The sequence below is a fragment of the Rhodanobacter sp. Soil_C_14 genome (assembly GCF_057657335.1).
This window is the reverse complement of sequence record NZ_JBDGIQ010000004.1, coordinates 73,236-90,588: the sequence shown is the minus strand read 5'-3', so window position 1 is coordinate 90,588 and position 17,353 is coordinate 73,236. Positions and strand designations below refer to the sequence as shown.

Sequence of the window (17,353 nt, the reverse complement as noted above, 5' to 3'; positions counted from 1 at the left end):
CAGGGGAAACAACGATGAAACGCTGCATCACCGTCCTGATGTCCGGGCTGCTGCTCGTCATGGCCGCCGCCGTCAACGCGGGCACGCCCGCCACCACACCGGGCTCCGCCTACTTCGACAACAGCGGTCGCGACGACGTGCTTGCCGGCGGCGTGAAGATGATCCCGATCACCACGCCCAGGGGCACGTTCCACGTCTGGACCAAGCGCGTGGGCAACAACCCGAAACTGAAAGTCCTGCTGCTGCACGGCGGCCCCGGCGCCACCCACGAATACTTCGAGGCGTTCGACAGCTATTTCCCGGGCGCCGGCATCGAGTATTACTACTACGACCAACTCGGCTCGGCCTACAGCGACCAGCCGAAAGACACATCCCTGTGGACCATTGACCGCTACGTCGACGAAGTCGAACAGGTACGCCAGGCGCTGCACCTGGACAAGGACAACTTCTGCCTGCTCGGCCAGTCCTGGGGCGGCATCCTGGCCATGGAGTACGCACTGAAATACCAGCAGCACCTGAAGTGCCTGGTGATCTCCAACATGGTCGACTCCATCCCGCGGTACAACGAATACGCGAACAACGTATTGATGCCGGCGATGGACCAGGAAAAGCTCGCCGTAGTGAAAAAGCTCGAAGCCGAACACCACACCAGCGACCCCCGTTACATGGCCATCCTCGGCCCGATGCACTACGAGCAGCACGTGTTGCGCATGCCACAGGCGCAATGGCCCGAACCCGTCACCCGTTCGTTCGGCCACATCAACGAGCAGATCTACACCCTGATGCAGGGCCCCAGCGAACTGGGCGCCAGCGGCCGCCTGCTGAACTGGGACCGCAGCAAGGACCTGCACCGCATCACCGTCCCCACCCTGGTGATCGGCGCGCAGTACGACACGATGGATCCGAAATACATGGCCAGCATGGCGAAGAAACTCCCGCACGGACAGTTTCTGCTATGCCCGAAGGGAAGCCACATGGCGATGTACGACGACCAGCAGGTTTACTTCGATGGGCTGATCGGATTCCTGAAGAAGGTGGAAGCCGAGTGACGCGAAGCAAGGCGTCCAAAACACTGCGGGATTAGGCTGCTGGATTAGGCTGTTCGGGACTGCCCAAGGTGTTGATTTGCAACACCACAGCCGAGAACTGTTGCATCAGGGACACGCGATAGGCTGCTGGATTAGACTTCAGTTTGAAATCTACTTAGCGTTAGGCTTCATATGGATGTTCTGTCGGTAAGCATAAGTTTTCTGATCGGCGCCGCCACTGGTGCTGCGGGCAACTATTTCGCGGACAAGTACACCGACGCACGTCGGGATAAGAAACTTGCCAAAGAACAAACGAAGCTCTGGCAAGACATTGAGGCGCGCTTCCCCGCAGTCATCGCAGACATGCGCGGGTCGTTCTGTAGCGCCGAAGGAAAGAATGTTAGAGCCTTCTTCGTCAAGCCAAGCAATACCACTATCGCGTTAATTTCCGAGCCATGTTTCGAGTTCCACACAGACGAGCTTCCGGATCTTCACCCAGCGGTTCTCCACTTGGCGCGGCACGAATTCATCACCGATATCACGCCGGGCAACTGCCCTATGTACCGCGTGCACGAGAAACTGATTGACTGGCTCGTGAAGCCTAACCCGTCGTCCAAGCAGACGCGCGAAAAGCCGCGCGCCGCTTAACTCCAGCGTTAGGATCAATCATGGAAGCTCCTCGCAAATGCGCTCTTCTAGTTCTTATTTTCCTCTTGAATGCGTGCGCCCCTGCGACAATGCAGGGAGTACGCGAGAAGCACAGTGGTGAATACACATTCAAGGCCTCCGAGCCATATCAAGCTGTTTACAGGACCGTCCTGCATCAAGCTAGAGAATGCTTCGCGACCGGCATGATTACGGCGCAAATGGTCGTTGATGGCGACTTATACACAGATATTAAATCCGGCAACGTTTCAGTTGCGCTTCATGGCGGGGCCGGGGTTGATACCTACCTAGTCATAGACATTAAGGAAAGCACTTCTACTTCATCGAGCGTAACGGTCTATAACTCATTGAGCACATGGGAGCGGCCTGCGAGGGCCGTAGAGAGCTGGGTTCTCCATGGCGCCACGGAATGTAAGGCCGCAAAATCCTAACAGTACCTTAGGAGACTTCCCGTCAACCCCGGGTGCATGATGCTTTTGCCCTGAGCTTGCCTCGGCCGCGCTTCATGGCTTGCAACTCGTTCGAGGCGGACGGCTACGCCGCCGCTCAATTCCAGAGATAGGCCTCATGCGACCCACGCACGAGCAATCCAATGCCTTTCTAGCTCACCAGCCTGTGGCGGGTGTGTCTTTTGGACACAACTCGTATGTTCGGGTAGTAGGTGGCGAACATGCCGGTGACTCGGGATCTCTCGTAAGTGTCGAGGAGCTAGGAGATGACCCCATCTACTTGGTCGAGTTGGAGTCCAATCAAGATGCTCTTGTCCCGCAATCGTGCTTGCGTATGGTTGCGGGACAATGCGGCTGACCCGCCGCTATCCACTTTTGCATATGAACTCTCCGGCTACGCCGCCGCCCAATTCAAACGTTGGACCTCAATGACTCAGCACAAGGCAAAAGGCTTCCTGGTCGCTCTCCTTTCGGCGGGATGGTTGTTTCCGTTGTGGCTCGCCGTACATGCGTACTCGTCATTCTGGCAGGCCGAGGCATGGCCGCTTCTGCAAGGCGGGCACCCTATGAATTCCTTTCCCTTTATCCATTTCGCGGAGCAATGCTTCAGCATTGCATGTGTTTGGCTGGCGACCGTAGTGTCTGCTTGGTCATACGCGGGGTATGTTGCCTGCACAGGTCGTCACCGGATGCCCTGAGCCATCACTCAAAGCGGACGGCTCCGCCACCACCCAATTCCAGCACCAGAGTCCGCATGGACAGACCTCAACACTTCCCGTTTTCCAAACTGGCGCTCCCCGCAGGCGAGGAGATCCTTTGGTACGCCAACAACGCGACTTTTCATCGCAGCTGGGACTAGGCATCATGATCTCTGACGAGGCTATCTACTTGTTCTCGCCGTTCTGGCTCTGGCTTTCCCGATGGCGGCGTTACCCGATCCCGGACATCGACCAAGCGAGCTTCATCGACTCTTATTGGCTTCCAAAACTCATCCTGCGGATGGGTCCGCGCAAGGTCATCTTCCGCGCGCCTTTCGATGGATATCAGGACGAGATGAATTTCGACCGCAAGCATCTCGCAAAGGCCGCCGACCTCCTTGCGCAACACGATGCAGCACTTGGCACATCATCCAAGCCGACGCGCGACCAGTTGCGCATCGGCTGATTGGATCACGACGACCATGTTCGACCCCCTATCCGATGCCGCTGTCGCCGCCCTGGCCCATGCCATCTTCGCCAAGGGAGAACCGATGGTCGTGGAGGCTTACTCCGAGTTTGAGGTCGAACCGCGCAATTTCACCTCAGCCGCCGACCTTTGCGCGTATGTGGCGCATCAACGAAAGCAACCAAGTGGCAGCGCGCACTTCGCGATCCACTATCCCGATACGGGTGGGCGATTGGTACGAAGGCGAATCACTCTTGATCCATCCAGATGCGGTGGCTTCTCGCACCGTTTCGCACATGAGGGCTGGGGGATTGTCTGGGTCTATCTTCATCTGGTCGGCCCCAGTCCCTCGGGGTCGTTCATTTCCGCAAACTCGCAAAAGCGCGCCGAAAAATGGGCCACCACGTACGCCGAACTTGATCCGCCCGCAACCTGGACATGGCCCGCCGTGGCAAGCCATGCCCGACGGCTGTCCCGTGTGCTCAAGCAGTCGTCGCCCATTCCGTCCGTAGCCACTGGTTCCACTGCCGAGCAACTCAAGCGTCAACCATCAAAGGAGCTGCATTCATGAAGAAGGTCGTCCTGTTTCTCGCATTGATTTTCATTGGCATGGGCAGCGCAAGCGCGGCGAACAAAAGTCCGAACGGGGTCTACCGTCCGACTCTCGCCACCAGGGCAAAGCCATACCTGAAGAAGTTTCCACTCAAGAAGGTCGCCGTGACCGAGATCATTCAGTACGTCGGTACGCCCGACAAATCGGTGAGCATTGCCGGCTCAGACTACCTTACGTATGACATCGAGCCGAAGAGCGGAAGCGGCGTTATTGAATACACCTACATCGTCAAGGACGGCGTCGTGGTCGATGTTACGTACCTGAATTCGGGCAACTTCTTTGGGGTCACTCAAAGGGAGTCAGCAGTAAAGCTGCAGACTCCATGACCGACAGCTCCGCCCCAGGCTCACCGCTCAAGACAACGACATGAAATACGAAGAACTGCAGGAATCCGCCCTCAGGCTCAACGCGCTCTACGAGCAGCTCGAAACCAAATTGTATGGGCGCGCCTGGAGCACGGAGGAACTGGCGCTGGGGTTCATGGGGGACGTGGGTGACTTGGCGAAGCTGATCCAGGCGAATGCGGGCATCCGCAATATCGATGACTACAAGTCCAAGCTGGGACATGAGCTGTCGGACTGCCTGTGGTCGATCATCGTGCTTGCAGACAAGTGCGGCATCGATCTGCAGGCGGAGTTCACCAGCAACGTCGAGGGGCTGATGGCCCATGTGTCCAGGGAGATCAACGCATGAGCATCCGCCCGGGCCGCCGCGTCGCGGCGCCTGGTTCACCCGAGGGGGCCGCATGAACATCCTTCTCCGCATCGCATTCGTTGCCGCCAGCCTTGGTGCCGCTTCGGCGGCGCCTTGCAGTGAGCTGCCGGGCAAGTGGATGCTGTCCATCGAGAATCCCGGGCATCACGCCGTGGCGACGGTTGCCGTGGAGTTCACCGATGAAGTCGCCCCCTCCTGTATGGGCGGCGAATGGAAGGTCGTGAAGGTGGTTTCGGCGACAACCCGTGACAAGACCTTCTTCCCGGTGTCGGACCCGCTGTCGTATCGGATCGAGAACGGGCAGCTGACCATCGGCCGCAACGAAGTATGCGATGCCTACCTCTGGCTGCAGGGTTCGCTCGTCGGTGCCTCGGTGCAGGGCAACTATTTCAGTCTCGGGCTCGGGGGAAGCTCTCCGCTCGGCTACTTCACGTTGCGCCAGGCCAGGTGACCCTCGTCAGGATGTCGAGGTTCCGAACCCGGACGGGACGTTCGCAAGCCCGGCGTCAAGGCTCCAAACCCCGACAGGGGCGTTCGCCGGCTCGACGTCGAAGTTCCGAACCCCGGCGGAGACGTTCGCAACCCCGGCATCGAGGTTCCGGACCTCGGCGGGGACGTTCGCAACCCCGACGTCGAGGTTCTGAACCTCGACAGGGACGTTCGCAACCCCGACGCCAAGTTTTCAAACCCCGACGGGGACGTTCGCAAGCCCGGCCTCCAGCATGAAGAAAGCCCCCGCACGGAAATCCCGCGTCCAACCGGTCGTTCGAAGCCACAATGAAACGCCGGCGCCATGCCGATCCAGCGAGAACGAAGCATGAGCAACTCCAACTCGTTGTCCGAATATCTCGTCCTCTCCCGCGGTCGGTGGAATCGCGACGTCTCGCGCGAGGACATTCAATAGAAAGGTGTCCGAGACAATGACTACCAGTGCGACCGACTGAACGATCACCGATACGTTCAAATTGTCGCCGTTCAAATTGCCTTTGGCACCGTTCTTCATGACCACGTGTTGAGCTTGGCGCTTGGCGCTTGGCGCTTGGCGCCTGAGCCGTCCCGCCAGCGACTTCCGTTCAACGGGCGTGCGGGGCTTCCGCCGGTGACGGCGCGTAGTCCGGCGCGCCACTTCTGTCCACCAAGCCGTAGTCGCGCACAACGTGTGCGACGCGGATTCTGTAGTCGACGAAGATGGACTGCCTGCCCTCCCTCTGCGCAGCGCGATGAACGCCCAGATCCCGCCACTGGCGCACCGCCTCTTCATCGCGCCAGAACGATAGCGAAAGAATCTTGCCGGGATGCGCAAGACTCTCGAACCGCTCGATGGAGAGAAACCCATCCACCTGTTCAAGATGCCGCGCCAGGTTTGCGGCCGTGTCCAGATAGGCTTGCCGACGATCCAGGTGGGGCTGCACTTCAAAAATCACCGCGATCATCAGCGCAAGCTCCCTTGCCACGGGGCGATGCCCAGTGTGCCGTCCACCACCTCCACGAAGCTGCGCTCTTCCTTCAGGATGAAGCGTTGCTGTTGGGCCATGGCGAAGTTTGCACGTCCGTCCTCGTCCGATTTCAGGCGGGCGCGATAGGCCTCGTACGCGGCGAGGCTTTCAAACGCAATCAATCCCCACGCAATATGGTTTGCCCCTTCGTGGGGCAGGAAGTAGCCGATGAGGTGACCGCCACAGCGTGGAATGATGCGACCCCAGTTCTCGGCATACTTGGCGAAGGCTTCTCTTTGGAACGGGTCGATCTCGTAGCGAATCACGCAGGTGATGGTCATGCCCGGGTCTCCCATATTTGAATGTCGCGAACCGTAGCGGAGTTTCTGATCATCCTGATTCGACCGGGATCGAAGCATGGCTGGTGGCGTTTCTGATCAACTTGATTCGACGGGGAGCGAAGCATGGCTGAAGGACCGAACATCACGCGGATTGCGGCGCTCATGGGTGACAACGCCCGGGCCGAGGTGCTGTCAGCCCTCATGAGTGGCTGCGCGTACACCGCGACCGAACTGGCGGACATGGCAGGAGTCACCCGGCAGACCATCAGCTTTCATTTGGGGAAGCTGATGGAGGCTGACCTGGTTGCGGTTGATCAACAGGGCCGTCACCGGTACTTCCGTCTTGCGGGCGGTGAAGTGGCTCATCTGCTTGAGTCGCTGATGGGGCTTGCCGCCAGATCGGCGCCATCACGCCTGCGGTTCGGGCCGCGGGAGCCTGCGCTGCGCAAAGCCCGCGTCTGCTACGACCACCTTGCCGGAGAGCTGGGGGTGCTGGTGTACGAAGAGATGCTGCGGCACGGTCTGCTGCGGCGTGCCGATGGCGGCTTGATGCTCATGGAGCAAGGACGCCGGTGGTTCGAGGGCATCGGGATTGACCCGCAGGAGGTTGCCGCACGAAAGCGAACGTTTTGCCGGGAGTGTCTGGACTGGAGCGAACGTCGCCACCATCTGGCGGGCGCGCTTGGCGCCGCCCTGCTCCACCGGATTCAGGAGATGGGCTGGGCGCAGCGCGAGAAGGAGTCGCGCGCCATCGTATTCACATCGGACGGGGAAAAATCTCTGCGCGCCCTGTTTCATCTTGCGGCCACGAAAAACCCGATACGGGTGGCGCAAACAGGTGACAAAACAAGATGACGGACCATGGCATCCTGCGTGACGGCTGCGACGCAGCCGCGCCGCATGCCAGAGCGTCGAGATTTGGAGAGACCATGTCGTTGCATGACTATCTGCAAAAGCACTTCGTGGACAAACCCACCTTCGCCTCATTGACGGGCATTTCGCCAGAACGCCTTGACCGGCTTCTCGCCGATGAAGCGATACCGCACGCCACGTACATCTGCGATGGAAACTCGGTTCGTTCCGCGGCATTTGGCGTGACCGATATCCGCGAGCCCCTGACCGGCGAGTACTTCCGCCCCGAATGCGTGCGCTGGGCCAAAATTGCCGCTCAAGCAGCTCCAGGATCGGAACGCGCCACTGTTCTTGCGGAGCTGACCGGCGAACTCCACAGGGCGCTGCAGAATCACATCGAAGACTCGGCAGCCATAGATGCGGAGATTCAACGCTATCTGCCCCACTTCTGGAATGGCACGTTCGGCCTGTGTGTCGCCGACCCATCCTCTGGAGTTGGCATCGTGAACAAGGAAATGCTTCAGGAGAAGCTGACGGCACTCACCGCCAACGGCAGCGACGCCTGCCCTGCCGACATCTCCCCGAAGGATCTGCTCCAACTCATCGACGACTACGCTGATTCCGCCATGCCCTTCTCGCCTGCCGAGTATGAACGCAGCAGCAGAAAGCGACTTGTTGACGACTTGCGACCCACCGTGGCCAAGGCCTGACGATTCCGCAAGAGCAACTGCCCGATCATATTTCTTGAGCGGCATCTTTCCGCGCTTCGCGCATGAGGTTGCAAGAAAATCGGGCAAGTCGCTGGCGCGCGCATTTCGGACGTCCATACGGGCCGGCGCCGGTTCCGCCGGCAGATTCATCTGCAACAGCCGCGAATTCACACCGAAGCGTCGCAGCGCACCCTGCCGATCTCCCTTGTTCACGCCGCGGTATTGACGCAAGATCGACCGTGGTTTTCCGCAACCTCGTCAGGCGACACCGAAAAATCGCCGCGCCGCAACCAGGCCGGCATCGCGCACGGGAGAGCTCCGAAATGATCAAGCCCATGTTCGTCGCGGCGTGGTTCGCGTGTTGCGCGCTGCTGGTGATCGCGCCCGAACGCGCCGTTGCGTCGGCCGTGGGCGTCCAGCCCCAGAAGCCGGCGGTCCGTGACACGGATGGCGCGCCCGCCCGGCACGTTCCGCCCGCGCCGGACACCATCACGGTCGTGCTGCTCGGCACCGGCGTGGGACCGCCGGTGAACTTGCAGCAGTATGGGCCGAGCACGCTGGTCGAGGCGGGCGGGCAGCGCCTCCTTTTCGATTGTGGCCGGGGGGCCACGTTCCGACTCAAGCAGGCGGGGGTTCCGCTGGGATCGATCAGCCGGGTATTCCTGACGCACCTCCATTCCGACCACATCATCCAGCTTCCCGATCTTCTGCTGGCCGGCTGGGTGGCCGGACGGCACGCGGTTCCGCTTGAGGTCTGGGGGCCGGCGGGCACGCGCGCGATGATGGACCACCTGCAGCAGGCGTTCGCGTTCGACATCCACATGCGTCGGGACGTCGACGAGCACTTCCCGGCCGCGGGCATCAGGGTGGTGAGCCACGAGGTGCACGAGGGCGTCGTCTTCGACGAACACGGTGTGACGGTGACCGCGTTCCTCGTCGATCACGGCCCGGTGCGGCCGGCGTTTGGCTATCGCATCGACTACCACGGCCACTCGGTCGTGTTGTCCGGCGACACGCGCGTGTCGGAGAACCTGATCCGCCACGCACGGGGCGTCGATGTGCTCATCCACGAGGTCATCGATCCGGAGGCGCTTCGCGCGCGGCCGGATCGCCCCAGCGCCAAGGTGATCGCCGCGGTCATCGCGCACCACACCACACCGGAGCAGGCGGGCGAGGTGTTCACCCGCGTCCACCCCCGGCTTGCCGTTTACTCGCACGCGCCCGACCACGAGCGCGTGCTGATCCAGACGCGCAAGACGTACGCGGGGCCACTGCAAGGCCCGGAGGACCTGCTGACCATCGTGATCGGTGACCAGATCACGGTGCGCCACCCGCCGCGACTTTGACACCACGAACCTGCCTCCCGAGGCGAGAACGAAGCCGGCACCATGCCACTTCAACGGAAGCAAACCATGAGCGAGCCAGCCGCACTCTTCGAATACCTCGTCCTCTCCCGCGGCCAGTGGGACAAGGACGCCTCGCATGAAGACATCCAGGCGGCGATCGACCGCTTCTACGCGTGGCACGACCGGCTGGTCGGCGAAGGCCGGATGCGCGCCGGGCAGCGGCTGGCGCGGGAAGGCAAGGTGGTGTCGCGGCAAGGGACGCTGGACGGTCCGTTTGCCGAGGCCAAGGAGGTGGTCGGCGGCTACTGGCTGATCCTGGCCGGCAGTCTCGACGAGGCGGCGGCCATTGCCGCGGAGAATCCGTGCCTGGACTATGGCTTGATGTTCGAAATCCGGCCGATCGACCCGGTGCGCGCCAGCGCCTTCGCGCTGACCAACGAGACGCCCACGTAGCGAGCCACGCACACCCGCATCGTGGCCCTGCCCGGCGTCGACCTGACACTTCTTCCCTGCAGGAACGGAGTATGTTGTCGCGGGCAGCAGCGTTGACATCCTCGACATGTCTCACGCAGGGGAACCACGATGAATACGACGGCTATCGCGGGCAACGGCGTACGGGCCGAAGGCCGGCACTTCTATGTGTGGATGGCCGGCGCCTTCATCCTGGTCGCCTTTGGCGGCTTCGTGCCGACCTTCTGGGCACCGGTGGTGGCCGGCACCTTCCATGCGCCGCCGGTCATCCACATCCACGGCATCCTGATGTTCGTCTGGGTCTGCTTCTACTTCGTGCAGACGACCCTGGTCGCCACCGGACGCACGCTCGATCATCGCTCGTGGGGACTGGCCGGCATCGCACTGTTCAGCGTGATCGCCTGCGCCATCCTGGTCGGCGAGATGGCTGTGATCAAACGCGACGAAGCCGCCGGCATGGGCGATGCGGCGCGCCGGTTTGCCGCGGTCACGCTGTGTGCGTGGCCGCTGATGATCGGCCTGTTTGCCACCGCCATCGCCAACACCCGGCGGCCGCAGGTGCACAAGCGCGTGATGACGCTGCTGATGGCCGCGATGATGACGCCGGCGATTGCGCGCGTGTTCCTGACTCTTCTGGCGCCGGCCGGTGCCGCGGCAGGTGGACCGCCGCCACCGTTCGTATCGATACCGCCGAGCCTGGTGGCGGACCTCTTCATCGTGGTCGCCATGGTGCATGACTGGCGCACCCGCGGGCGGCCGCATCCGGTGTATGTCTACGGCGGCGCGATCCTGCTGGCGCAGCAGGTGCTCACGGTCCTGTTTGCGTCGACGGCGACGTGGATGGCCATTGCCAGGGCATTCGAGAGTCTCGCCGGATAACTCCCGCTGCGCCGATGCGGCATGCCCCCGAACGGATACATAGGCAAGGCCGGGAGTGCTCCCGCGACGAATCCGGAGGAAGATGCCGGATATCGCACGCAGGTCCGCCAGGGCACGCCATGACCATCGAACACAAATACTGGTTTCCCGCCAAACGGTTCGGCTGGGGCTGGGGCCTTCCGGTCCGCTGGCAAGGCTGGGCCTGCCTGGCCGTCTACGTGGCCGGGATTACGCTGGTGCTGCATTTCTTCGGGCCGGGCCGGGAGCCCGGCCTGCGCATGGCCGGCCTGGGCCTGCTGACGCTGGCGCTGTTCGTCATGTTCTGGCTCAAGGGCGAGCGACCCGGGTGGCGTTGGGGCAAGAAATAAGAACGTGGCGAGCGGACGAACACCGGCAGCCCGATTGAACCCGTCCGCACTTGCCGCGACACTGGCCCGATGAAACGTTTGCTCGTCCGCTGCGCCATCGCCCTGCTCCTGCTGCCCGCGCCCGCGATCGCCGATCCGGCCCTGTGGGTGGTGAAGGATGCCGACACCACGATCTACCTGTTCGGCACCGTGCACCTGATGCCGAAGGATGCCGACTGGCGCTACCCGGCGCTGGAACGCGCGCTGGCCGACAGCCAGACGCTGTACATCGAGCTGACCGACGACAGCCCGGCCAATATCGCCGGCCTGGTGCTGCGACTGGGCATGGATACCGCGCACCCGTTGACCAGCCAGCTCGACGAGTCCGAAGCGAAGCGCCTGCGCATCCTCGCCGACAGGGCGGGCGTGCCCGGCGGCATGCGTACCCTGAACATCATGCGGCCATGGCTGGCCGCGTTGACGCTGTCATTGATGCCGCTGAAGAACGCGGGGCTGGACCCGGAACAGGGCGTGGACAAGCAGCTCAAGGCGCAGATGCTCGCCGCCCACAAGCCGGTGATCGGCCTGGAAACCGCGGAGCAGCAGATCCGCCTGCTGGCGGACATGCCGCGCGCGGTGGAACTGGGCCTGCTGCGTTCGAGCATGCGCGACGCCGACCAGGGCACGGCGAAGCTGCAGCAGATGATCGCGGCATGGAAGGCCGGCGATCCGGACACGATCGATCGCGTCGGCACCGCCGAGATGCGCGCGAAGGAACCGAAGCTGTACCAGTCGATGCTGGTCCAGCGCAACGAAGCGTGGGCGAAGAAGATCGCCACCCTGCTGCAGCAACCCGGCACCGTCTTCATCGCCGTCGGCGCCGCCCACCTGGCCGGGCCGGACAGCGTGCAGGTACAGCTGCGGCAGATGAACCTGCCGACCGAACAGGTGCACTGATCAGTCGATGCCGGCAACGACATGCGGCAGGTACGGCGCTTCGAGCGCCGCCAGCTCCGCCTCCGGCAACTCGACCGTCAGCGCCGCCACCGCCTCTTCCAGGTGATGCTGCTTGGTCGCGCCGACAATCGGCGCGGTGACCACCGGCTGGTGCAACAGCCACGCCAGCGCCACCTGGGGCCGCGGCACACCGAGGCGCTCGGCCACTTCGCCGACGCGATCCACCACCGCCTTGTCCGCCGCCTTGCTCGCGGCGTACACGCCATCGCCCCAGGGATCGGAGCCGCCACGCACCGTGCTGGGCTTCTCCTCCCACGGCCGCGCCAGGCGGCCGCGCGCCAGCGGGCTCCACGGCACCACGCCGATGCCCTGGTCCGCGCACAACCCCAGCATCTCGCGCTCCTCCTCGCGGTACAGCAGGTTGTAGTGCGGCTGCATCGAGACGAAGCGGGTCCAGCCATGCAGGTCGGCGGTGTACAGCGCCTTGGCGAACTCCCAGGCCATCATCGACGAGGCGCCGATATAACGCGCCTTGCCCGACTTCACCACGTCATGCAGCGCCTCCAGCGTTTCCTCGATCGGCGTGGCATGGTCCCAGCGATGGATCTGGTAGAGGTCGACGTAGTCGGTGCCGAGCCGTCGCAGGCTGGCGTCGATCTCGGTCATGATCGACTTGCGCGACAGGCCGCCGCCGTTGGCATCCTCGCGCATCGGGTAGAACACCTTGGTCGCGATCACGACCTCCTCGCGCCGAGCGAAATCGCGCAGCGCACGCCCCAGCACCAGTTCGCTGCCGCCGCCCGAGTACATGTTCGCGGTGTCGAAATAGTTGATGCCCAGTTCGAGCGCGCGCCGGATGAACGGCCGGCTGTGCTCCTCGTCCAGCGTCCATGGCCTCGCCCTGGTGGGTGCTTCCGAATAGCTCATGCAGCCCAGGCAGATGCGCGAGACCTTGAGGCCGGTCTTGCCGAGTCGTACGTAGTCCATGGGGATCACCTCTCTCTCGTTGCGTGAAATCGGCCCGACCCTATCGCCGCGCCTCGCGATGGATGGCGATGCCGGCGGCAACCAGTGCGATGCCGGTCGTCTCTGCCCGGCCGGGCAGCTGGTGCAGCACGACGGCGCCAACCAGGCAGGCCGTGGCGGGCAGCAAGGCCAGCAGCATGGCAAAGGTGGCCCGCGGCAACCGCGCCATCGCCAGCTGGTCGCACACGTAAGGGATGACCGATGATGTCACGCCCACGCCAATGCCTGCGGCGAGCAGCGGCAGGCTGAGCAGCGCCGGCGCGGCCGGGCGAATTCCGATCAGGCTCACCACCACCAGCGCCACCAGCATCGCGGCCGCCAGGCCATCGATGGCGTTGCCGCCGCCGTCGTTCGCCACCCGATCGCCGAGCACGATGTACAGCGTGAACAACGCGCAGTTGGCGAACGCGAACGCGAAGCCGAGCGGCGCGCCGGCCAGGCGCAAGTGAGTCAGGAACCACACGCCGGCAATCACCAGGGCCAACGCCACGGTATTGCGCTGCGTGCGCAGACCGGCCAGCGCCAGCGCGATCGGACCGAGGAATTCGATCGCGCCGACCGTCGCCAGCGGCAGTCGATCGATCGCCAGATAGAAGCAGGCATTCATGCCGCCGAGCACCACGCCCAGCCCCACGATGTTCCATCGCGCCGCGGCATCCATCTGCCGGAAGCGGCGCCACGGCCGCCGCCACGCGGCAAAGATCAACGCCGCGCTGGCGATCCGCAACCAGGCGACGCCGAGTGGCTCGACCCGGGCGAACAACAGCACGGCGAAGGCCGGGCCGAGGTAGTGGAAGATCGCACTGGCCACGAAATACAGCTGTGGCGGCGGCGCGAACCGCGGCATCGGAGAGGTGGAAGGCTGCTCGTTCATGGCTTCCCATTTTCCAGGGAATCGGCGCATGATCCATCCACAATCCAAGGATACGTCCGTCAATTTTTCAACTATCGCAGTAAAAGTGAACGATATGCCTCAGATTTCCAGCCTCGTCTCCGACCCCCGCAACATCGAATTGCTGAAGGCGCTGCAGGAAGACCCGCGCCAGCCGGTCAGCAAGCTCGCCAGTCGCATAGGCATGTCCGCGCCGGCAGTGAAGGAGCGCCTCACCCGGCTGGAGGAAACCGGCGTGATCCGCGGCTACCGGATCGAGCTGGAACCCAAGGCGCTGGGCTGGCCGATCACCGCGTATGTGCGCGTGCGCCCGATACCCGGGCAGCTGTCGAAGATCGCCGAACTCGCGCAGAAGATGCCGCAGGTGGTCGAGTGCCACCGCGTCACCGGCGAGGACTGCTTCATCATCAAGGTGTACCTGGACGCGCTGGAAAATCTCGACCTGATCCTCGACCGCTTCCTGCGCTACGGCCAGACCACCACCTCGATCGTGCAGTCCACCCCGGTGCCGCTGCGCGCGCCGCCGCTGCCGGGCAATGGCGGCAGCAATCCGTAGACGCGCTACAAGAGGTTGCCACTTTCTGGCACCATCGACCGGTTATCCGCGCCGCGCGCGCCACTTTCCAAGATGTAACCCATGAACCTGCAAGCCAATTACGAACAGATCCCGCTCAAGGAATACGCCGAGCGGGCCTATCTCGATTACTCGATGTACGTGGTGCTGGACCGCGCCCTGCCCTTCGTGGGCGACGGGCTGAAGCCGGTGCAGCGGCGCATCATCTATGCGATGAGCGAGCTGGGCCTGAGCGCCACCGCCAAGCCGAAGAAATCCGCCCGCACCATCGGCGACGTGATCGGCAAGTTCCATCCGCACGGCGACAGCTCCAGCTACGAAGCGATGGTGCTGATGGCGCAACCGTTCTCGTACCGCTACCCGCTGGTCGATGGCCAGGGCAACTTCGGCTCGCCGGACGACCCGAAGAGCTTCGCGGCGATGCGCTACACCGAATCCAAACTCAGCCCGATCGCCGAGGCCTTGCTGGGCGAACTGGGCCACGGCACGGTCGACTGGGTGCCGAACTTCGACGGCACCCTGGAAGAGCCGGGCTGGCTGCCGGCGCGCGTGCCGCACGTGCTGCTGAACGGCTCGATGGGCATCGCGGTGGGCATGGCCACCGACATCCCGCCGCACAACCTGCGCGAGCTGGTCACCGCCTGCATCCGCCTGCTGGACGAGCCGGACGCCACCGTCGCCCAGCTGTGCGAACACGTGCTGGGCCCGGACTACCCGACCGAGGCCGAGATCATCACCCCACGCGCGGACCTGCTGTCGATCTACCAGACTGGCGGCGGCTCGGTGCGCGCCCGCGCGGTGTACCAGCGCGAGGAAGGCAACATCGTGATCACCGCGCTGCCGCACCAGGTCAGCCCGTCGAAGATCCTCGAACAGATCGCCGCGCAGATGCGCGCGAAGAAGCTGCCGATGATCGAGGACCTGCGCGACGAGTCCGATCACGAAAATCCGATCCGCCTGGTGATCGTGCCGCGCTCGAATCGCGTCGACGCCGACGAGACGATGCAGCACCTGTTCGCCACCACGGACATGGAAAAGAGCTTCCGCGTCAACCTCAACATGATCGGCCTCGATGGCCGCCCGCAGGTGAAGGATCTCAAGCGTATCCTCACCGAGTGGCTGAGCTTCCGCACCAGCACGGTCACCCGCCGGCTGGAGCACCGCCTGGCCAAGGTCGACCGCCGCCTGCACCTGCTCGAAGGCCTGCACACCGCCTACCTCAACCTCGATGAAGTGATCCGCATCGTGCGCACGGAGGACGAGCCCAAGCCCGTGCTGATGGCGCGCTTCCGGCTCAGCGAGGAGCAGACCGACTACATCCTCGAAACCCGCCTGCGCCAGCTGGCTCGCCTCGAGGAAATGAAGATCAACGCCGAGCGCGACCAGCTCGAAGAGGAGCGCGCCCGCATCAACGTGCTGCTGAAATCGCCGGCCAAATTGAAGGGCCTGATCAAGGACGAGCTGCGCGCCGACGCCGAGAAATTCGGCGACGCGCGCCGTTCGCCGCTGGTCGAACGCGAAGTGGCCCAGGCGCTGGACGAAAGCGCACTGGTAGCCAGCGAACCGGTTACCGTGGTGCTCTCGCAGAAGGGCTGGGCCCGCGCGGCGAAGGGCCACGACATCGACGCCGAGGCGCTGAACTACCGCGAAGGCGACGGCCTGCTCGCCGCGGTGAAAGCGCGCACCACCCAGCAGGTCGCCTTCATCGACTCCACCGGCCGCGCCTACTCCACGCCCGCGCACACGCTGCCCTCGGCGCGCGGCAACGGCGAGCCGCTCACCGGCCGCTTCAGTCCCGCCGGCGGCGCCAGTTTCGACGCGGTGATCGCCGGCGACAACGACACCCGGCTGATCCTCGCCACCGACTTCGGCTACGGCTTCGTCAACCGCTTCGAATCGCTCACCGGCCGCAACAAGGCCGGCAAGCAGATCATCTCGCTCAGCGACGGCGCGAAAGTGCTGGCGCCGCAGGTCAGCGCCGACCCGGCGCGGGACCGCATCGTGGTGGTCACCAGCGAAGGCCACCTGCTGATGTTCTCGGTGGCCGAGCTGCCGGAACTGGACAAGGGCAAGGGCAACAAGCTGATCGAGATCCCGAAGAAGCAGCTGGCCGAAGGCGAACGCGTGGCCGGCGTGGCCGTGGTCGCCGAAGGAAAGGGCGAAGTCACCATGTACGCCGGTGCGCGCAAGCTCACCCTGAAGTGGGCCGACCTGGTCGAATACGGCGGCAACCGCGCCACCCGGGGCAACCTGCTGCCGCGCGGTTTGCGCCGCGTCGAACGGATCGAAACCACCGGTTGAGCACGGCAGGGCGCAGGGCGGGCAGTGCCCGCCCTGCGGAGCGAGTCCAGGAACTTGTCGCCGCACAACCGTTCCAACAGGGATGTGCACGCCAACGCGGCCCCGCGCGTTGAACACGTGACCACCGGAGTAAGCATGACCATGCAACGCATCCTCCCTGCCCTGTTCGCCGCCCTGCTGACCACCACGGCCTGGGCGCAGACGCCGGCCAGGCCGCTGAACCTCAAGCTGGCGCCCGCCGACATTCCCGCAGCCAGCAGCACCGTCGCCAGGCCGGCCTCCGCCACCAGCGCGCCCGGCGTCTACTACGGCGACACCAGCGGACGCATGGGCAACACCGAAGTCACCAGCGCCAGCGACACCGATTCCGATTCCGATTGCGACGATTACAGCTACAACCGGCCGCAAGTGCACGGCAGCGTCGGCATGGGCGTGGTCGGCGGCAACCACGTCAGCGGCAATTACCAGACCGGCACGGTGAACCTCAGCAAGGCCTTCGGCAGCTGCGACCATCCCAGCGGCGGCGTCAGCATCTCGGTCGGCGGGGGCACCGGCAACTTCCACGGGCGCGGGCATTGATGCGTTGA

22 protein-coding genes are annotated in these 17,353 nt (G+C 63.7%); 17 read left to right on the top strand and 5 right to left on the bottom strand.

Annotated elements, in window-relative coordinates:
- The first annotated feature begins 14 nt into the window (after positions 1-14).
- The 7 genes from AC3A56_RS11015 (at position 15) to AC3A56_RS10985 (ending at position 5,085) form a co-directional block, all read left to right on the top strand.
- Positions 15-1,049 carry a proline iminopeptidase-family hydrolase gene (locus AC3A56_RS11015; RefSeq protein WP_487770361.1) on the top strand — a complete coding sequence of 345 codons (1,035 nt, stop codon included), beginning with the start codon at positions 15-17 and terminating at the stop codon, positions 1,047-1,049.
- Positions 1,050-1,220: 171 nt separating this feature from the next.
- Positions 1,221-1,676, top strand: a complete 456-nt coding sequence (locus tag AC3A56_RS11010) for a hypothetical protein (RefSeq protein ID WP_487770360.1) — start codon at positions 1,221-1,223, stop codon at positions 1,674-1,676.
- A gap of 1,331 nt (positions 1,677-3,007) precedes the next feature.
- Positions 3,008-3,307: a hypothetical protein gene (locus tag AC3A56_RS11005; RefSeq protein ID WP_487770359.1), complete on the top strand. Its 300-nt coding sequence runs from the start codon at positions 3,008-3,010 to the stop codon at positions 3,305-3,307.
- Positions 3,308-3,323: 16 nt separating this feature from the next.
- On the top strand, positions 3,324-3,878 hold the full coding sequence (locus tag AC3A56_RS11000) for a hypothetical protein (RefSeq protein WP_487770358.1): 555 nt from the start codon (positions 3,324-3,326) through the stop codon (positions 3,876-3,878).
- Positions 3,875-4,246, top strand: coding sequence for a hypothetical protein (locus tag AC3A56_RS10995; RefSeq protein ID WP_487770357.1), 372 nt, complete (start codon positions 3,875-3,877; stop codon positions 4,244-4,246). Before AC3A56_RS11000 ends, AC3A56_RS10995 begins: the two co-directional genes overlap by 4 nt.
- Positions 4,247-4,286: 40 nt before the next feature.
- Positions 4,287-4,613, top strand: a complete 327-nt coding sequence (locus tag AC3A56_RS10990; RefSeq protein WP_487770356.1) for a nucleotide pyrophosphohydrolase — start codon at positions 4,287-4,289, stop codon at positions 4,611-4,613.
- A gap of 52 nt (positions 4,614-4,665) precedes the next feature.
- Complete coding sequence (locus tag AC3A56_RS10985) at positions 4,666-5,085, top strand: hypothetical protein (protein WP_487770355.1); 420 nt, start codon at positions 4,666-4,668, stop codon at positions 5,083-5,085.
- A 231-nt stretch (positions 5,086-5,316) separates the two neighbouring features.
- On the opposite strand, the gene AC3A56_RS10980 is transcribed toward AC3A56_RS10985, so the two are convergent.
- The 3 genes from AC3A56_RS10980 to AC3A56_RS10970 all read right to left on the bottom strand — a co-directional run bounded on the left by AC3A56_RS10980 (position 5,317) and on the right by AC3A56_RS10970 (position 6,411).
- Positions 5,317-5,637 carry a hypothetical protein gene (locus AC3A56_RS10980; protein ID WP_487770354.1) on the bottom strand — a complete coding sequence of 107 codons (321 nt, stop codon included), beginning with the start codon at positions 5,635-5,637 and terminating at the stop codon, positions 5,317-5,319.
- Between the two features lie 70 nt (positions 5,638-5,707).
- Positions 5,708-6,067: an antibiotic biosynthesis monooxygenase family protein gene (locus AC3A56_RS10975; protein ID WP_487770353.1), complete on the bottom strand. Its 360-nt coding sequence runs from the start codon at positions 6,065-6,067 to the stop codon at positions 5,708-5,710.
- Complete coding sequence (locus AC3A56_RS10970; RefSeq protein ID WP_056717805.1) at positions 6,067-6,411, bottom strand: NIPSNAP family protein; 345 nt, start codon at positions 6,409-6,411, stop codon at positions 6,067-6,069. The genes AC3A56_RS10975 and AC3A56_RS10970 overlap by 1 nt, the downstream gene beginning before the upstream one ends.
- 123 nt (positions 6,412-6,534) lie before the next feature.
- Between AC3A56_RS10970 and AC3A56_RS10965 the strand changes: the two genes are divergently transcribed.
- The 7 genes from AC3A56_RS10965 (at position 6,535) to AC3A56_RS10935 (ending at position 11,973) form a co-directional block, all read left to right on the top strand.
- On the top strand, positions 6,535-7,266 hold the full coding sequence (locus AC3A56_RS10965; protein ID WP_487770352.1) for an ArsR/SmtB family transcription factor: 732 nt from the start codon (positions 6,535-6,537) through the stop codon (positions 7,264-7,266).
- Positions 7,267-7,340: 74 nt separating this feature from the next.
- Complete coding sequence (locus tag AC3A56_RS10960) at positions 7,341-7,973, top strand: DUF6058 family natural product biosynthesis protein (protein WP_056717770.1); 633 nt, start codon at positions 7,341-7,343, stop codon at positions 7,971-7,973.
- 323 nt (positions 7,974-8,296) lie between these two features.
- A complete protein-coding gene (locus AC3A56_RS10955) occupies positions 8,297-9,319 on the top strand; it encodes an MBL fold metallo-hydrolase (protein ID WP_056717771.1) in 1,023 nt (340 codons plus the stop codon).
- Between the two features lie 66 nt (positions 9,320-9,385).
- Complete coding sequence (locus AC3A56_RS10950; RefSeq protein WP_056767638.1) at positions 9,386-9,772, top strand: YciI family protein; 387 nt, start codon at positions 9,386-9,388, stop codon at positions 9,770-9,772.
- Between the two features lie 129 nt (positions 9,773-9,901).
- Complete coding sequence (locus AC3A56_RS10945; protein ID WP_056717773.1) at positions 9,902-10,669, top strand: hypothetical protein; 768 nt, start codon at positions 9,902-9,904, stop codon at positions 10,667-10,669.
- Positions 10,670-10,788: 119 nt separating this feature from the next.
- Positions 10,789-11,037 carry a hypothetical protein gene (locus tag AC3A56_RS10940; protein WP_056717774.1) on the top strand — a complete coding sequence of 83 codons (249 nt, stop codon included), beginning with the start codon at positions 10,789-10,791 and terminating at the stop codon, positions 11,035-11,037.
- A gap of 69 nt (positions 11,038-11,106) precedes the next feature.
- On the top strand, positions 11,107-11,973 hold the full coding sequence (locus tag AC3A56_RS10935) for a TraB/GumN family protein (protein WP_487770351.1): 867 nt from the start codon (positions 11,107-11,109) through the stop codon (positions 11,971-11,973).
- On the opposite strand, the gene AC3A56_RS10930 is transcribed toward AC3A56_RS10935, so the two are convergent.
- Both AC3A56_RS10930 and AC3A56_RS10925 read right to left on the bottom strand, forming a co-directional pair.
- On the bottom strand, positions 11,974-12,960 hold the full coding sequence (locus tag AC3A56_RS10930) for an aldo/keto reductase (RefSeq protein WP_487770350.1): 987 nt from the start codon (positions 12,958-12,960) through the stop codon (positions 11,974-11,976).
- 40 nt (positions 12,961-13,000) lie between these two features.
- Positions 13,001-13,873: an EamA family transporter gene (locus AC3A56_RS10925; protein WP_487770349.1), complete on the bottom strand. Its 873-nt coding sequence runs from the start codon at positions 13,871-13,873 to the stop codon at positions 13,001-13,003.
- Between the two features lie 94 nt (positions 13,874-13,967).
- On the opposite strand from AC3A56_RS10925, the gene AC3A56_RS10920 reads away from it, so the two are divergent.
- The 3 genes from AC3A56_RS10920 (at position 13,968) to AC3A56_RS10910 (ending at position 17,345) form a co-directional block, all read left to right on the top strand.
- Positions 13,968-14,447, top strand: a complete 480-nt coding sequence (locus AC3A56_RS10920; protein ID WP_056717778.1) for an Lrp/AsnC family transcriptional regulator — start codon at positions 13,968-13,970, stop codon at positions 14,445-14,447.
- Between the two features lie 81 nt (positions 14,448-14,528).
- The gene (gene parC, locus AC3A56_RS10915) at positions 14,529-16,766 is read left to right on the top strand and encodes a DNA topoisomerase IV subunit A (RefSeq protein WP_487770348.1); all 2,238 of its coding nucleotides are present in this window, start codon (positions 14,529-14,531) and stop codon (positions 16,764-16,766) included.
- 135 nt (positions 16,767-16,901) lie between these two features.
- Positions 16,902-17,345, top strand: a complete 444-nt coding sequence (locus AC3A56_RS10910) for a hypothetical protein (protein WP_487770347.1) — start codon at positions 16,902-16,904, stop codon at positions 17,343-17,345.
- Positions 17,346-17,353 lie beyond the last annotated feature (8 nt).

Bases quoted from the DNA above. Each gene is read 5' to 3' on its own strand.
- AC3A56_RS10985 (WP_487770355.1), top strand. From the start codon at position 4,666: ATGAACATCCTTCTCCGCATCGCATTCGTTGCCGCCAGCCTTGGTGCC.
- AC3A56_RS11005 (WP_487770359.1), top strand. From the start codon at position 3,008: ATGATCTCTGACGAGGCTATCTACTTGTTCTCGCCGTTCTGGCTCTGG.
- AC3A56_RS10930 (WP_487770350.1), bottom strand. From the start codon at position 12,960: ATGGACTACGTACGACTCGGCAAGACCGGCCTCAAGGTCTCGCGCATC.
- AC3A56_RS11010 (WP_487770360.1), top strand. From the start codon at position 1,221: ATGGATGTTCTGTCGGTAAGCATAAGTTTTCTGATCGGCGCCGCCACT.
- AC3A56_RS10945 (WP_056717773.1), top strand. From the start codon at position 9,902: ATGAATACGACGGCTATCGCGGGCAACGGCGTACGGGCCGAAGGCCGG.
- AC3A56_RS10910 (WP_487770347.1), top strand. From the start codon at position 16,902: ATGACCATGCAACGCATCCTCCCTGCCCTGTTCGCCGCCCTGCTGACC.
- AC3A56_RS10980 (WP_487770354.1), bottom strand. From the start codon at position 5,637: ATGAAGAACGGTGCCAAAGGCAATTTGAACGGCGACAATTTGAACGTA.
- AC3A56_RS11015 (WP_487770361.1), top strand. From the start codon at position 15: ATGAAACGCTGCATCACCGTCCTGATGTCCGGGCTGCTGCTCGTCATG.
- AC3A56_RS10940 (WP_056717774.1), top strand. From the start codon at position 10,789: ATGACCATCGAACACAAATACTGGTTTCCCGCCAAACGGTTCGGCTGG.
- AC3A56_RS10965 (WP_487770352.1), top strand. From the start codon at position 6,535: ATGGCTGAAGGACCGAACATCACGCGGATTGCGGCGCTCATGGGTGAC.
- AC3A56_RS10960 (WP_056717770.1), top strand. From the start codon at position 7,341: ATGTCGTTGCATGACTATCTGCAAAAGCACTTCGTGGACAAACCCACC.
- parC (WP_487770348.1), top strand. From the start codon at position 14,529: ATGAACCTGCAAGCCAATTACGAACAGATCCCGCTCAAGGAATACGCC.
- AC3A56_RS10995 (WP_487770357.1), top strand. From the start codon at position 3,875: ATGAAGAAGGTCGTCCTGTTTCTCGCATTGATTTTCATTGGCATGGGC.
- AC3A56_RS10950 (WP_056767638.1), top strand. From the start codon at position 9,386: ATGAGCGAGCCAGCCGCACTCTTCGAATACCTCGTCCTCTCCCGCGGC.
- AC3A56_RS10990 (WP_487770356.1), top strand. From the start codon at position 4,287: ATGAAATACGAAGAACTGCAGGAATCCGCCCTCAGGCTCAACGCGCTC.
- AC3A56_RS10920 (WP_056717778.1), top strand. From the start codon at position 13,968: ATGCCTCAGATTTCCAGCCTCGTCTCCGACCCCCGCAACATCGAATTG.
- AC3A56_RS10975 (WP_487770353.1), bottom strand. From the start codon at position 6,067: ATGATCGCGGTGATTTTTGAAGTGCAGCCCCACCTGGATCGTCGGCAA.
- AC3A56_RS10970 (WP_056717805.1), bottom strand. From the start codon at position 6,411: ATGACCATCACCTGCGTGATTCGCTACGAGATCGACCCGTTCCAAAGA.
- AC3A56_RS11000 (WP_487770358.1), top strand. From the start codon at position 3,324: ATGTTCGACCCCCTATCCGATGCCGCTGTCGCCGCCCTGGCCCATGCC.
- AC3A56_RS10955 (WP_056717771.1), top strand. From the start codon at position 8,297: ATGATCAAGCCCATGTTCGTCGCGGCGTGGTTCGCGTGTTGCGCGCTG.
- AC3A56_RS10935 (WP_487770351.1), top strand. From the start codon at position 11,107: ATGAAACGTTTGCTCGTCCGCTGCGCCATCGCCCTGCTCCTGCTGCCC.
- AC3A56_RS10925 (WP_487770349.1), bottom strand. From the start codon at position 13,873: ATGAACGAGCAGCCTTCCACCTCTCCGATGCCGCGGTTCGCGCCGCCG.